This window comes from Mycetocola sp. Y444, assembly GCF_059445295.1.
The window spans coordinates 765,175-778,485 of sequence record NZ_JCAIUB010000002.1; the positions used below are offsets into that span (position 1 = coordinate 765,175).

At 66.3% G+C, this 13,311-nt stretch carries 12 protein-coding genes and 1 pseudogene; 5 read left to right on the top strand and 8 right to left on the bottom strand.

The window, feature by feature from the left end; all coding sequences use genetic code 11:
* Nucleotides 1–15 precede the first annotated feature (15 nt).
* A complete protein-coding gene (locus AC1C2M_RS10230) occupies nt 16–846 on the top strand; it encodes an aldo/keto reductase (protein ID WP_495436288.1) in 831 nt (276 codons plus the stop codon).
* Nucleotides 847–883: 37 nt separating this feature from the next.
* Here AC1C2M_RS10230 and AC1C2M_RS10235 read toward each other — a convergent pair whose 3' ends face one another.
* From AC1C2M_RS10235 to AC1C2M_RS10250, 4 genes and pseudogenes are all read right to left on the bottom strand, one after another.
* Nucleotides 884–1,915, bottom strand: coding sequence for an LLM class flavin-dependent oxidoreductase (locus AC1C2M_RS10235; protein WP_495436503.1), 1,032 nt, complete (start codon nt 1,913–1,915; stop codon nt 884–886).
* A gap of 237 nt (nt 1,916–2,152) precedes the next feature.
* Nucleotides 2,153–2,548, bottom strand: a pseudogene (locus AC1C2M_RS10240) (Fe-S oxidoreductase); the annotation flags it as partial.
* Nucleotides 2,509–3,936, bottom strand: coding sequence for a dihydrolipoyl dehydrogenase family protein (locus tag AC1C2M_RS10245; RefSeq protein ID WP_495436290.1), 1,428 nt, complete (start codon nt 3,934–3,936; stop codon nt 2,509–2,511). The gene AC1C2M_RS10245 and the pseudogene AC1C2M_RS10240, both read right to left, overlap by 40 nt.
* Nucleotides 3,937–3,974: 38 nt before the next feature.
* Entirely contained in the window at nt 3,975–4,790 is an 816-nt protein-coding gene (locus AC1C2M_RS10250; RefSeq protein ID WP_495436292.1) for an arginase family protein, read from the bottom strand.
* A gap of 136 nt (nt 4,791–4,926) precedes the next feature.
* Here AC1C2M_RS10250 and AC1C2M_RS10255 point away from each other — a divergent pair, with 136 nt between their 5' ends.
* Nucleotides 4,927–5,673: a gamma-glutamyl-gamma-aminobutyrate hydrolase family protein gene (locus tag AC1C2M_RS10255; protein WP_495436294.1), complete on the top strand. Its 747-nt coding sequence runs from the start codon at nt 4,927–4,929 to the stop codon at nt 5,671–5,673.
* A gap of 178 nt (nt 5,674–5,851) precedes the next feature.
* On the opposite strand, the gene AC1C2M_RS10260 is transcribed toward AC1C2M_RS10255, so the two are convergent.
* From AC1C2M_RS10260 to AC1C2M_RS10275, 4 genes are all read right to left on the bottom strand, one after another.
* Nucleotides 5,852–6,634 (bottom strand): PspA/IM30 family protein, encoded by a 783-nt coding sequence (locus tag AC1C2M_RS10260; protein ID WP_483405660.1) that lies wholly within the window; start codon nt 6,632–6,634, stop codon nt 5,852–5,854.
* 40 nt (nt 6,635–6,674) lie between these two features.
* Entirely contained in the window at nt 6,675–8,783 is a 2,109-nt protein-coding gene (locus AC1C2M_RS10265; RefSeq protein ID WP_495436296.1) for a TPM domain-containing protein, read from the bottom strand.
* 136 nt (nt 8,784–8,919) lie between these two features.
* The gene (locus tag AC1C2M_RS10270; protein WP_495436298.1) at nt 8,920–9,711 is read right to left on the bottom strand and encodes an alpha/beta fold hydrolase; all 792 of its coding nucleotides are present in this window, start codon (nt 9,709–9,711) and stop codon (nt 8,920–8,922) included.
* 79 nt (nt 9,712–9,790) lie between these two features.
* Complete coding sequence (locus AC1C2M_RS10275; RefSeq protein ID WP_495436299.1) at nt 9,791–10,366, bottom strand: hypothetical protein; 576 nt, start codon at nt 10,364–10,366, stop codon at nt 9,791–9,793.
* A gap of 138 nt (nt 10,367–10,504) precedes the next feature.
* Between AC1C2M_RS10275 and AC1C2M_RS10280 the strand changes: the two genes are divergently transcribed.
* The 3 genes from AC1C2M_RS10280 to AC1C2M_RS10290 all read left to right on the top strand — a co-directional run bounded on the left by AC1C2M_RS10280 (nt 10,505) and on the right by AC1C2M_RS10290 (nt 13,309).
* Complete coding sequence (locus AC1C2M_RS10280; protein ID WP_495432920.1) at nt 10,505–11,026, top strand: NUDIX hydrolase; 522 nt, start codon at nt 10,505–10,507, stop codon at nt 11,024–11,026.
* 223 nt (nt 11,027–11,249) lie between these two features.
* The gene (locus AC1C2M_RS10285; RefSeq protein WP_495432921.1) at nt 11,250–12,032 is read left to right on the top strand and encodes a class I SAM-dependent methyltransferase; all 783 of its coding nucleotides are present in this window, start codon (nt 11,250–11,252) and stop codon (nt 12,030–12,032) included.
* Between the two features lie 434 nt (nt 12,033–12,466).
* A complete protein-coding gene (locus AC1C2M_RS10290) occupies nt 12,467–13,309 on the top strand; it encodes a DUF3097 domain-containing protein (RefSeq protein WP_483405666.1) in 843 nt (280 codons plus the stop codon).
* The last annotated feature ends 2 nt before the right edge of the window (nt 13,310–13,311 follow it).

Genomic DNA, 13,311 nt, shown 5'->3' on the forward strand with positions numbered 1-13,311 from the left:
GACCATAATGGACCCATGGATCCCCGCACAGTCCCCGCCCTCACGCTCAATGATGGCCACCGCATCCCCCAGGTGGGCTTCGGGGTGTACAAGGTTCCTCGTGAACGAACAGCGGATGCCGTCGTGACCGCCATCGAAGATGGCTATCGGCACATCGATACCGCGACCCTCTACGCCAACGAAGCCGAGGTGGGAGAGGGCATTCGCCGCTCGAGAATTGCCCGCGATGAGATCTTCGTCACCACCAAGGTCTGGAACACCGACCAGGGCTTCGACGAAACACTCCGAGCGTTCGACACCAGCATGAGCCTGCTCGGCCTGGACGTCCTCGACCTCTACCTCATCCATTGGCCCGCGCCGACCCAGGACCGCTACGTGGACACCTGGCGCGCACTCGAGCGTCTCCAGGCCGACGGCCGGGTTCGGTCCATCGGCGTCAGCAACTTCCACCCGCACCACCTGGAGCGGCTCTTCGCAGAAACGGATGTCGTCCCCGCGGTCAACCAGATCGAGCTGCATCCGTGGCTCCCGCAGCAGGCGACGCGTGAATTCAACGCGGCCCACGGCATCCTCACCGAGGCATGGTCGCCGCTCGCGCGCGGTCGCGTGATCGGGAACCCGACCCTCGACGCCATCGCCGACAAGCACGGCGTCACTGCCGCGCAGGTCGTGCTTCGGTGGCACGTGCAGCTCGGAATCGTCGTCATTCCGAAGTCTGTCACTCCCGAGCGGATAGCCGCCAACATCGACCTGTTCGGCTTTGAACTCGACGCCGAAGACCTCGCGAGCATCGCGACCCTCGAGTCGGGCGAGCGCACCGGTCGCGACCCCGACGACCTGGACTAATTCGCGCGACAACCTCAGGCGACCCGCCAACGACGCGTTACCCCAGCTCGGCCCGCACCTGCGGGAGCACCTCGGTCGCGAGCAACTCGATCGAGGTCATCACCAGAGGGTGAGGGAGACCAGACCAGTCCATCTGCAGCGCGTGCCGATCGTGCGCCAGGTGACCGTGAAGCGCAATGATCTTGTCGGCCACCTCGTTCGGACTTCCCGCGAAAATCGCGCCACGGCGCGCCGTCTGGGTGTCGAACCCCAGCCTGCTCGGCGCCGTGAAACCGCGCTCAGCCGCGATCGCCGTCATCGACCTGTGCCAGTACGGGAAGAACGTATCCTTCGCCTCCTGGCTCGACTTCGCCACAAATCCCGGACCCGAGACAGCGACTTTGAGGGCGGATGCCGCGTGGCCGGCCGCCGCTCCCGCCTCGCGATACAGCCGGGCACGTGGCGCGAACTGCTCGGGTGAACCGCCGATGATGGCGTAGTTGATCGGGAGCCCGAGGTACCCGGCGCGCATCGACGACTCGGGGTTTCCACCCGTGGCGATCCAGATGTCGAGCTTGCCCGAGTGAGGCCGAGGCAGGATGAGCGCATCGGCGAGTGCTGGCCGGTACTTGCCGTGCCAGGTCACTCGCTCATGAGCGTTGATCTCGAGAAGGAGCCCGAGCTTCTCCTCGTAGAGTTCGTCGTAGTCGGCAAGGTTGGCACCGAACAGCGGAAACGACTCGATGAACGACCCGCGACCGGCCGCGATCTCCACCCGGCCTCCCGTGAGGAGATCGATCGTCGAGTACTGCTGGAACACCCGAACCGGGTCTTCCGTGGAGAGCACGGTGACCGCGCTCGAGAGCCTGATGTTGTTCGTCACCGAAGCAGCCGCCGCGAGCACCGTCGCCGGCGACGTGATCGAGTATTCCGGGCGGTGATGCTCGCCGATTCCGAACCAGTCGAGGCCGAGCTCATCGGCCAGTCTGATGCGCTCGATCGTGTTCCTGAGCTGCTGTTCGGCGGGCTCCAGCTGCCCGGATTCGGGGTTCAGCGGAATGTCCCCGAAGCTATAGACGCCCAGCTCCATGCTCACGATCCCTCTTCCTGCGACGCAACCGCCTGCGACGCAACCGCCTGCGACGCAACCGCGTGCGAGGCAACCGCCGCAAGCACGAGCACTACCACGGGCGTCGACTCAGCCACGATCACTTCCAGCACCTCACTTTCCGTGGGCAGCAGGGCGGCCAGCGGCGGGTCGCCCGGCACGAGAACCGGAGGGATTCCCCGCGGCCACGCGTCCGGCGGCGGCACGCCCGGCCGAAGGACGCCGGATGTAACCGCCCTTCTCGAGCCCTGCCTCGATCTCGAACCGGTTCTTGAGCGGATCCCGCCCGGCGAAGAAATACAGGATCGGGAAGACCATCCCGTATCGCTGCCACTGCTCCTTGTGCACCGCCTCGTGCTCGAGCACATCGGCCGACACGTTCCGGTCGGTGAGGTAACACCCGCCGACACACGACCCGCCTCGGCCAAAGGTCCATTTCGGCATCCCGGTGAAGACGAAGAGCCCATTGCGGCGCGTGATCTTTCCCGTCGACCAGATCGAGCCCCAGATGAAACCGACGGCGGTCGCGTACAGATAACCGGCGCGGCTGAACAGCGAATTCGAACCCACGCCCGTCACTCTCCGGCCCGGTAGGTCTCGAGCAGCCGAAGCCAGATCTCGCTCATCGTCGGGAACGCGGGCACCGCGTGCCACAACCGGGTGAGCGGCACCTCACCGACGACAGCGATGGTGGCTGCGTGCAGCAGCTCCGCGACATCCTGCCCCACAAAGGTCACCCCGAGCGCAACGCCTCGGTCCTCGTCAACGACCATCCGCGCGTGGCCCTCGTACCCGTCGGCGTGGAGACCCGAGCCCGACACCGCACCGAGGTCGTAGTCGACGACGCGCGTGCGGTAGCCGGCCTTCTCCGCCGCGGCAGCGGTGAGTCCAACGGTCGCCACCTGCGGCTCGCTGAAAATCACCGACGGCACACGTTCGCGATCAGCGGATGCCGCCAGGTCGCCCCACGGTTCGGCCTGCGTTTCCGGCGCGCGAACGCGGGCAGCGATCGCCTTCCCGGCGGCCCGGCCCTGGTACTTGCCCTGGTGGGTGAGGAGCACACGGTGGTTGACGTCGCCCGCCGCGTACAGCCAGCCGCCATCCACTCCGTCGACACGGAGCGAATCGTCAACGCTGATCCAGTCACCAGGTGTGAGTCCGACGGTCTCGAGCCCGATGTCTGTGGTTCGCGGCGTGCGGCCCGTCGCGACGAGAACCTCGGCGGCCGTCACGGTTTCACCGGAGTCCAACTCGATGACCGCCAGGCCGTCGTCGTCGCGGCTGACCCCGACGGGTGCACCGTGGAGGACGGTGGCGCCGTCGGCGCGAAGCCGCATCGTCACCGCTTCGCCCGCGAACGGTTCCAGTCCGGACAACAATCCACTTCTGGCGATGACGGTCACCGTCGACCCGAGCGCGATGAACGCGGTCGCCATCTCTGCGGCCACCACTCCGCCGCCAATGATGGCGAGCGACTCCGGCACGTCCTTCACGCTTGTCGCGTTGCGGCTCGTCCACGGTTCCGCCTCGGAGAGGCCGGGGATGTGGGGGATCAGGGCGTCTGACCCGGTGCACACAGCGACGGCCTGCCTGGCCTCGAGAACGACGGTCTCGCCGGCATCCGTCGTCACTTCGACGGTGCGCACTCCGGTGAGCCGCCCGTGCCCACGGACGAGGTCGATCCCCGCGCTCTCGAGCCAGGGCAGTGAGCCGGTGTCGTCCCAGTCGCTCACGAACGAGTCGCGGCGCGCGAGCACCGCAGCGACATCGAGTGGTCCGGTGACGGACTGCTTCGACCCGGCCACCCGCAGTGCAGCGTCACGGGCCGACGGCGGCCGCAGCAGCGCCTTCGAGGGGATACACGCCCAGAATGAGCAATCCCCGCCGACTAGTTCACGCTCGACGATCACGCACGTGAGGCCAGCTTTCGTCGCGTAATCAGCGACATTCTCACCCACCGGTCCTGCCCCGAGGACGATGAGGTCGTACTGCTTCTCAGTCATGACCCGAGGCTACCGGTCACCACCCACGCTGCGGAATGTCAGCGCGCGAGCGCTCCAATGATTCGCAGGATCGTAGGCAGGTCGTCGACCGCTCGTTCGGGGCTCGACGGCGCGAAGCCGCAGATCGTGGCACCCGCGAGCTCGAACGAACCGCGGACGGCGCCGATGAGGTCCACGAGGTGTGCCGCAGGGAGGCCGAACGGCTCAGCCCACGATGTGCCCGCGATGTCAGCGGGGTCGAGCACGTCGAGGTCGATGTGAATGAAGACCTTCGATGCTCCGGATGCCGAAACCGCCTCGAGCACGGATTCCGGCGTCCAGTCGTCGACAGACAGCATCCGGATCGCGCGTTCGTCGATCACGACCTGCTCGGCATCGTCCATTGAGCGTGCGCCGAGAATGACGACCTGTGAGGGATCGAGCGGAGCGGTTGATGCCAGCTCGGGAATACCTTCGCCGAGCAGCGAGCGCAGCACCATGCCATCAAACGAACCGGATGGTGACGACACGGCGTCGTTGAGGTCGGAGTGGGCGTCGATCCACAGGACGCAGACATCGCCGTCCGCTGCCGCGTATTCGATCGAGGCGAGGGCAACAGCGCACCCTCCGCCGATCGTGATCACGGGCGCCGTCGCCTCACGGAGGGCCGCAAGCTGGTGTTCACGGATGACGAGGAGCGACGAGAGCCGATGTACCCCGGTGTCGAGCGATTCGCCGGCTTCGACGGGAACCTCGACTCGAACCGTCGCGGTGGATGGCAGGTCGCCGCCGATCGCGTCGGCACCATCGATGAGTCGCATCGCTCGGGAAGAACCGGAACCCTGCCACGCGGGCACCACCATGAAAGTCGCCATTTTCTTAGTATCCGGCAGCGGATCGGGTTTTGCCGAGACCCCTGCGCTTACCGGTGTGTTGCGCGGTGTTGCACCGGCATACGGTATTTCTGTCGGGGAGAGGGCAGAATGGAACCACAACCCGAAGGAGGCCGCCGTGTCTGACGCCGCTGCGCGCCTCGTTGTCGTCGAGGTCACCACTCGCCGCGAGAACGCTCCCGAGTACGACGCCTACGTCCGGACCATGATCGACCGGGCGGCCCACGAGGCACGCGAGACCGGTTGGGATGTCACGCAGCTGTCCGCCGCCGACCTCGGAGTCAACGGGCTGCTCGATGCGGCCGACTCCGCAGACGCCATCATCGTCATGGGCGGCGAAGACATCGATCCCCAGTTCTACGACGGCGAACGCGGTTACGAGGGCGAAAGCCATCACTTCGAAATTGCGGATGCCGCACAGATCGAACTTGTTCGTCGCGCCGCCGCAACGCGGACGCCGGTGCTTGGCATCTGCCGCGGGCACCAGGTCATCAACGTCGCGCTCGGCGGCACTCTGCTGCAGCACGTTGAAGCGCCGGGACACCGCGTCACCGATCTTCCGGTGGAGTACGCCCTGGTCGAGCACCCGGTCCGCCTTGAGCGCGGGTCCAGGATCGCCGAGCGCTTCGGTCGCGAGCACATCCTTGTGCAGAGCGCGCACCACCAGGTCGCCGACCGGCTCGGCGATGGCCTGACCGCTGTGGGCTGGGCGCACGACGGCCACATCGAGGCCATCGAACACGAGTCGCTGCCCATCACCGGTGTGCAGTGGCATCCAGAGGGCCTCCTCGCGCCCACCGGGCAGCTCCGCGTCCTGCTCGACGGTCTCGCGGCCGAGACCCGCGTTCAGCTGCAGCGTTCCTGACCTCGCCCGTCCCGGCATCCGCTCACCGGGTTCTTCTGCAAGCGGTGGCTGTCGACGACGGATGCCGCAGCGCACGGTTAACAGGAAATCGCACGATTATCAGGACCGGTCGTTGAGAACCTGCCTGATAACCGTGCGATTGCCTGTCAATCCCGCGAGCTAGGCGGCGGGTGACGTGCTACTCACCCGGCGTGTACGGCGCGCCCTGTGTGACGGCGGGTGCGCTTGAGTTGCCCGAGACGGCGCGCGAGCCGCCGGACTTCAGTTCGGCGAGCCGCGCCTCGACCTCGGTCATTTCGCCGATGTCCTCGAGCGACTCGAACTGGGCGTCGAGGCTGGAGGCCGCGAGTTCCTGCTGGCCACGGACCTTGGCCTCCTCGCGACGGATCTTGTCTTCGAACCGGCTGACCTCGCTGGTCGGGTCCATGATGTCGATGCTCTTGACGGCATCCGCGACCTTCTTCTGGGCCTCGGCGGTCTTCGAGCGGGCGATGAGCTCGCTGCGCTTCGACTTGAGCTGCTCGAGCTTGCCCTTCATGCCATTGAGGCCGTTCTTGAGCTGGTCGACGACCTGGGTCTGCGACGCGATCTGCGGCTCGGCCATCCTCGCCTCGTTCTCGGAGGTGATCTGGCGCTGCAGGGCCACCTTCGCGAGGTTGTCGAACTTGTCGGCGTCTGCACTGTTGCCCGCCGCACGGTACTCGTCTGCCTTGCGACTCGCGGCGAGTGCCTTATTGCCCCAGTCGCCTGCCGCACGCACGTCTTCGGCGTGGTCCTCCTCGAGGAGGCGCAGGTTTCCGATCGTCTCGGCGATGGCGCTCTCGGCCTCAGCAATGCTGTTGGTGTAGTCACGCACCATCTGGTCGAGCATGAGCTGCGGGTCTTCTGCCTGGTCGATGAGAGCGTTGATGTTCGCTTTCGCCAGCTGGGCGATGCGCCCGAAGATTGACTGCTTGGTCATAGTTCTTCCTTCCGATCGATTGATGTCATGAAGCGAGCCGTTAGAACCGGCCGCCTCCTCGTCGGGAGCGTGAACCGCTCCCGCCGAAACTTCCCGCGCTGCGACCGCTTGACCGGCCGCCGCCAAAGCCGCCGCCACCGAAGCCGCCGCCGCCGAAGCCGCCGCCACCGGAACGGCCGCGCGAGCTTCCGCCGCCCCCGCCGAACATGCCGCCACCGCCGCCTCCGAACATTCCGCCGCCGCCACCGCCGAGTACCTGGCCGATGAGGATGCCGCCGAGAATCGCACCCATGGAGCCGTCGCTCGAGCCTCTGCCGCCACCGCCCATCACGTCACCGAAACCTGTGCCGTAGCCACTGACGTCGGTCTGGGCATACTGCATCGACTGCCGGGCGAGTTCGTTGGCTCGTTGCGCGTAGATGAGGGCCGATTCGCTGTCGGATTCCCGCGACTGCATGGCGAGGCCGAGGTTGCGTTCAGCCTCCGCGAGGCGGGTACGGGCCTCGGCTCCGACCGCGCCGCGACGGGTCGTGATGTACTCCTGCGCCGCCGCAACCTGATCCTGTGCACTCGTCAGGGAGTGCAGGAGCATCGACTGCGTGCGCCGGCGCTGGCCTTCGGCGTCGCGGACCTGGGTGAGCACGCTGTCGATGGTCGAGTCCGCTGCTTCGAGCCGCTGGACGAGCTCGTGAGGCGAGTATGGGCCCGCCGAACGATCGGCGCCGAGCTCGGCGAGGATTCCCTCTGTAGCGCCGATGACGTTGGCGAGAGAACCCTCCGGGTCGGGCTGCGAGCGGGCAAGCTGCAGGTCGTTCTCGAGCTCGGTGACCAGGGCGCGGATCGATTCTTCCGCCTTAGCCAGGTCAGCCGCAGCGTGGTCGATGGCGTCGAGGAGGATTCCCGCCTGCTCGATCGATTCTTCGGCAGCACGGATGCCGACGGCTGCGGTTGAGAGGTCGCCTTCCGTCAGGTCCTGATCCGCGGCATCGAGTCCTGTCGCTGCGAACCGCAGCCGCTCGTCAGCCTCTTCCACGTTGTCGGCGACAGCCGAGAGAGCGGCGGGACTGTAGCGGCCCGAGAGGGTGGAAAGCGTTGCCTCTGCAGCGGGCCTGCGCTGAGAGACACGCTCGAGTTCGGAGCGAAGCCGCTTGACGGCATCCGGTGCGGTCTTTTCGATCTGCCTCAGTTCGTCGAATGCCGCAGCCTCGCGATCGAGCGCGTCGTTGGCGCTCGCGCAGAGGCGGATGATTTCGGCGTTCCAGGCGCGAACCTGTTGCTCAGTGTCGGGTTCGGCGTCGTCGAGACGCTGCTTGATCGTGAAGGCCTGCGAGAGGGTGGTCTTTGCCGTCGCGATGGCCTCACGGAACTTGGCCGCCGACTCCTCGCCGTACTGGGCGATGGCGAAGCCGAGTTCCTGTTCGCTTGTACGCACGGCGTCGTCGGTCTCGATCAGGGCACTGCCGGCCTGGCGATCGAGGTCCTCGGTGGAGATCGCCGCGAGTTCGGCTGGCTCACCAGCGCGCGGATCGACGGCCGGGGTCTTCTTGCGGCGCCGCATCAGGACGATGACCAGGACGACAGCGATCGCTGCAATGACGAGAAGGATGATCCAGACGGTGCCGCCGGACAGGCCGCCGCCACCGCCGGTGCCAACAGCATCCGTCACAGCGTCACCGTTGATCGCGTTGGTGAGCCCCTGGGCGGCGGCAACGCCCGCGCCTGCCCAGTTGCCGTCGGAGAGCTCGGGGAGGACGAGGCGCTGTTCGATCTCACCCAGCTGTTCGTCGGTGACCGGTCCACCGGAGTCACCGGAGAGGTAGTACACACGGGCCTCTGTGGCGACCGCGAGGATGTACTGGTTCGGACCGAGCCCGTTGTTTTCCGCCGTGGTGTTGGCCCACTCGGCGGCGTCGCTCGGGTCTTCGAAGGTGTCGACGTAGACGACCCAGAGGTCGGCGCCGGTTTCGGAGCGCAGTGTGTCGATTGCAGTCTCGATCGACTGGGTTCCGCTCGAATCGAGAACCCCCGAGTCATCGACGACCCGCGAATCACCGAGGATGACGGGCTCAGCTGCAGACGCAAGAGCTGGGGTTCCAAGGACGACGGCGACCGCGAGTGTCACAGCGCCCCAGATCGAGCGTGCCCGCATCGGCTCACCTTCGGTTGGGGTTGGAGGTACGGTGCGAGTCTATTGTTCGGTCACTGAGGGAGTCCAGAGAACGAAGCCCCCTGGGTAACCCGCGCGAGGTTGTGGTAGGCGGGTGCTCGTTCATCCCACGGATGCCTCAGGCGTCGCGACGTGAGGCGCGGTCCAGCCAGTCTTCGATGAGTACTCCGAGCAGTTGCGGGCGCTCGTGCATCAGGGCGTGGCCTGCGCCGTCGATGACCGCCAGAGTGGCCCGCGGGTACCTCTCCATCAGGGCTGTCGCGTGCGCGTAGCCCGCTGTTGCGTCCTGTCGTCCCGCGACGATCAGGGTTGGAACGTGGAAGGGTTCCGTTCCGACGTCGACGCTCCATCGGCCAAAGATGCGCTCGAGAGCCGTCTGGTCGACGAGCGCGGTGCTGAGCGCCACGTGGTCCCGATACCGGCGGGCTGTGGCTCGCGTCCTGACGACGAAGTAGCCGTCGAATCCGTCCCGATGCTCGGGTTCGAGGTCTTCATATGCGTCGGCGTCCTGCTGCACCGCTCGATGCTCGGGCAGGTTCAGCGATCCGTCACCAAATGGGCACAGCAGCGCCAGGCCGAGCAGGAGGTCGGGGCGCACCGCAGCGAGTCCGCGGGCCAGGTAGGCGCCGTAAGAATGTCCGGCGAGAAGGACAGGTCCGCCAGAGATCTGGTCGATGAAGTCGGCGAGCAGGGCAACCACGTCACTATTGCTGGTGAGGCCCTCGGCCGTCGAGCGACCCATTCCCGGCAGATCGGGATAAATCCGGCGGTAACCAGCCGAAGGGACGACGGCTTCAAGTGCCGCTTCGATGTCACGGTGGTCAACGCCGGCACCGTGAAGGGCGACCAGGGGGATGCCGTCTCCGTGCTCGGCGTATGAGATGAGGACTCCGCGTATTCGGGTTTCCATACTCCGAGATCGTAGTGACGCGTCTCGGTGAGGGGAACGGGGGTCCGGATGCCAGCGGTGCCAGCATTGCAAAAAGAGATCAGCGCGTGTGACGGCCGCTCATCTGGACGCGGCCGAACGCGTCAGGGGCCTCTGGTGTCAGCGCCGGGAACTGCTTCGCATAAAGGTCGGCGACCCGCGAATTCTGCGCTCTTACATCAATGTGATGAGGAAGAGTGCCAGCCCAGTTCGCAACCTGCGCTCGCAACGCGGCCGCTGATGAGTCACCTGGAAGTCGCCCGTGATTGTCGAAGGACATCACGCTCCGTTTGAATCGCACATCCAGAGACGCGCCTCGGGTGGAGGACAGGAACACTAAACGTTTGGGGTCCAGCAGTCGCCACGCCGCGTGCAGGAGAACGGCACCGACGATAGAGATGGTCAGGACTGCGATGTATACCGCCCCGATCACCAGGGCCCAGGTCGCGTCGAGTAAAAGGGCGAGAGAGGCCAAAGGCACGGCGAGGGCGACCGCCCCGATCACCACGGCAACGAAAAGTGCGCGTTGTTTCCGGGTAGCCAGGAGCTGGGCAGACATGGTAATTGCCGCCAACCGCCAGAAATCGGCCATCGTCGCAGCGGACGGTCCAATGGGCCGGGTCGATGGAAGAGTCACCCCAGCAGACTATCGCCGCCCGCTTTTTCACCCGCCCGGTCGTGGCAGCAGATCCTGCGGGTTGCCTCTGCATACAGGAGGCGGCATATCGGGTGCGGGCCCTAGGCTAACGAGCGACGGCGGACGGGGGAGGGCGGCTTGGCTGATGGCTCGGTGCGCGTTGCCGATGCGGCGCGCGACGATATCGCCGCGGCACACCTCTCGGAAGCCGGAGTCCTGGCCTGGTTCCAATCTGAGTGGATGGCTGACCAGCATCCGCTGGCCGCCGATGTCTGGGTCTTCTCGCCGGACTCTGACCGCGTGCTCGTTGTCGAGCATCGATGGCGTGGGCTGGTGCCGCCCGGCGGTCGGGTCGAGGACGGTGAGACTCCTCGAGAAGCGGCGAGCAGGGAACTCAGGGAAGAGACGGGACTCGACCTGGACCTCGGGGAGCGACCGGCCTTCGCCGCGGTTCGCTCGTACAGGTCGGATTGGCCTGTAACGCTGAGTCTTTCGTACTGGGCGATCGCCGACACCCAAGCTGCCCTCCGCCCCGAACCCGGGCAACCTGCACGGTGGGTCTCCATCGATGACGACTGGCGCACATTCCACCCCGACGACGCGCGAGTGATGAGACGTTTCGTTGCGGAGTTGCGTGAGCGTGAAGGAGTCGCCCGTTGACCGATCCTGGTCTTCGCAGCTGGCCGCCGAGCGACGGCCGCTTCCGTCACTCTGATGTGTCAGCGCCCATAGGGCGCGGTGACGCAGGTGGGGCGGATGCCAGCTGCGTCGTTTCGGGCGGTAAATCCGGGGGTCGGGGCACAATAGGTGTGTGGACTCTGCGATTCTCCGCCCGAAACGCTGAGAGGGCGGCACGGCAGGACGACGCTTCCAGGGAGGTCGCATGACTGATCGACAGTCCGACGGAAGCGCCGGCGACGCGAACTACGGCGCGATCGGTGAGGGCTATACGGCATACCGCCAGCCGGACCCCCGAATTGTGGCGGCAATTAACGCAGCGTTCGGTGGAGCACACACGATCATCAACGTTGGCGCGGGTGCCGGGTCGTATGAACCGATCGACCGTGACGTGACGCCGGTCGAGCCGAGCGCGACAATGCGCGCACAGCGACCACGCACGCTCGCCCCCGCGATCGACGCGACGGCCGAGGCGCTGCCGTTCGAGGACGCTGTTTTCGACGCGGCGTTGGCGTCGTTCACGGTCCATCAGTGGGCGGACCTTCGCGCCGGGCTGAGCGAGCTGCGCCGTGTCACCGCGGGCCCCGTCGTCGTTCTCACGTGCGATCCGACCGCCCTCGATCGTTTCTGGCTGTCTGAATACGCACCGGAGGTCATCGCGACCGAGGCCAGCAGATATCCGAGCATTGCCGACATTGCCGACGCGCTCGGCGGAACCGTTGAGGTATCCGCGATTCCGATTCCTCTGGATTGCACCGACGGGTTCGGTGAGGCTTACTACGGTCGGCCCGAGGCGCTGCTGGACTCCGGTGCGCGACTGGCGAACTCTGCGTGGAGTTTCGTCGAGCCATCAGTGGGGAAGCGCTTTGAGGCGTCGCTGCGGGCTGATCTCGACTCCGGCGCTTGGGACGCCCGCCACGGTGCACTCCGCAGCGCGCCGACCTTTGACGGCTCGCTTCGGCTGATCGTGTCGCGCCCGGCGCAGTAATCGAGGGATCACGACGCGGTCATCGATCGGTTAAATCGACATCGCAAGGGCTGATGCAAACAAATACAGGAGGCCCGTCATCAGGCCAATGAGTTCGCGGGGAGAACAAGCCAGCTGTCCGTGAGCAAATCCGCTCACGGACAGGTCGCCGTGCGTTCGCTGATCGACGCTGCGGGTGGCATCCACTTGCCGTCACCGGCCAGCGGATGCCAGTGGTGTCGTTTCGGGAGGTAGATCCGGGGGTCGGAGCGTCAGAGGTGCGTGGACTCTGCGATTCTCCTCCCGAAACACCACGGCGCGGCAGGTGAGTGGCGACTGCTACCCAGCGCTACGGGCGTGTCGCGCCCGTAACCAGCCCCGCTGTAGCTCCGTGAAGAGTCGAACCGCAGCGTGGCATCCGCCCGCCGTCACCGGCCGCGACTACCGTTGACGACGTGAGTTATGACCCGTACGGAAGCGATGTCCTCGCCACCGATTGGCGAAAGAGCAAGACCCCGCCACCCGAGGAGCACGAAGCGGTACCCGACCTCGTCGTCGAAGAAATGATGACCGGCTGGTGCGGTGCCGTCACCGGGATCGAGGGCAAGACGGTGCAGCTCGAAGACCGCCACGGCAAACGTCGCGTCTTCCCGCTCGGCCCCGGGTTCCTGCTCGAGGGCAAGCCGATCATCCTCACGGTGCCGAAGAAGAAGGCCCCTGGTCCGACCCGCACGGCCTCGGGTTCGTTCGCCGTGGAGGACTCACGGGCACGCGTCGCGCTTCCCTCCCGCATCTACGTGGAGGGCAGGCACGACGCCGAACTCGTCGAAAAGGTCTGGGGCGACGACCTGCGCGTTGAGGGCGTCGTCGTCGAGTACCTCGGCGGCATCGATGACCTCGCCGCCATCATCACCGACTTCGCGCCAACCCCGACTCGCAAGGTCGGGGTGCTCGTTGACCACCTCGTCCCCGGTTCCAAGGAGACCCGAATCGCGGATGCCGTCATGCGCGGAAAACACGGAGGCAACGTTCTTATCGTTGGTCACCCCTACATTGATGTCTGGCAGGCCGTGAAGCCGGCGCGCGTCGGACTCAAGGAATGGCCCAACATTCCGCGGTCGATCGAGTGGAAGAAGGGCATCTGCGCCGCCCTCGGCCTGCCGAACGAGAGCCAGGCTGACATCGCCCGGGCGTGGCAGGCGATCCTCGGCCGGGTGCGCAACTACTCAGACCTTGAGCCGGCGTTCCTCGGCCGGGTGGAGGAACTCATCGACTTCGTGACGGCGCCGACCCCGTAGCC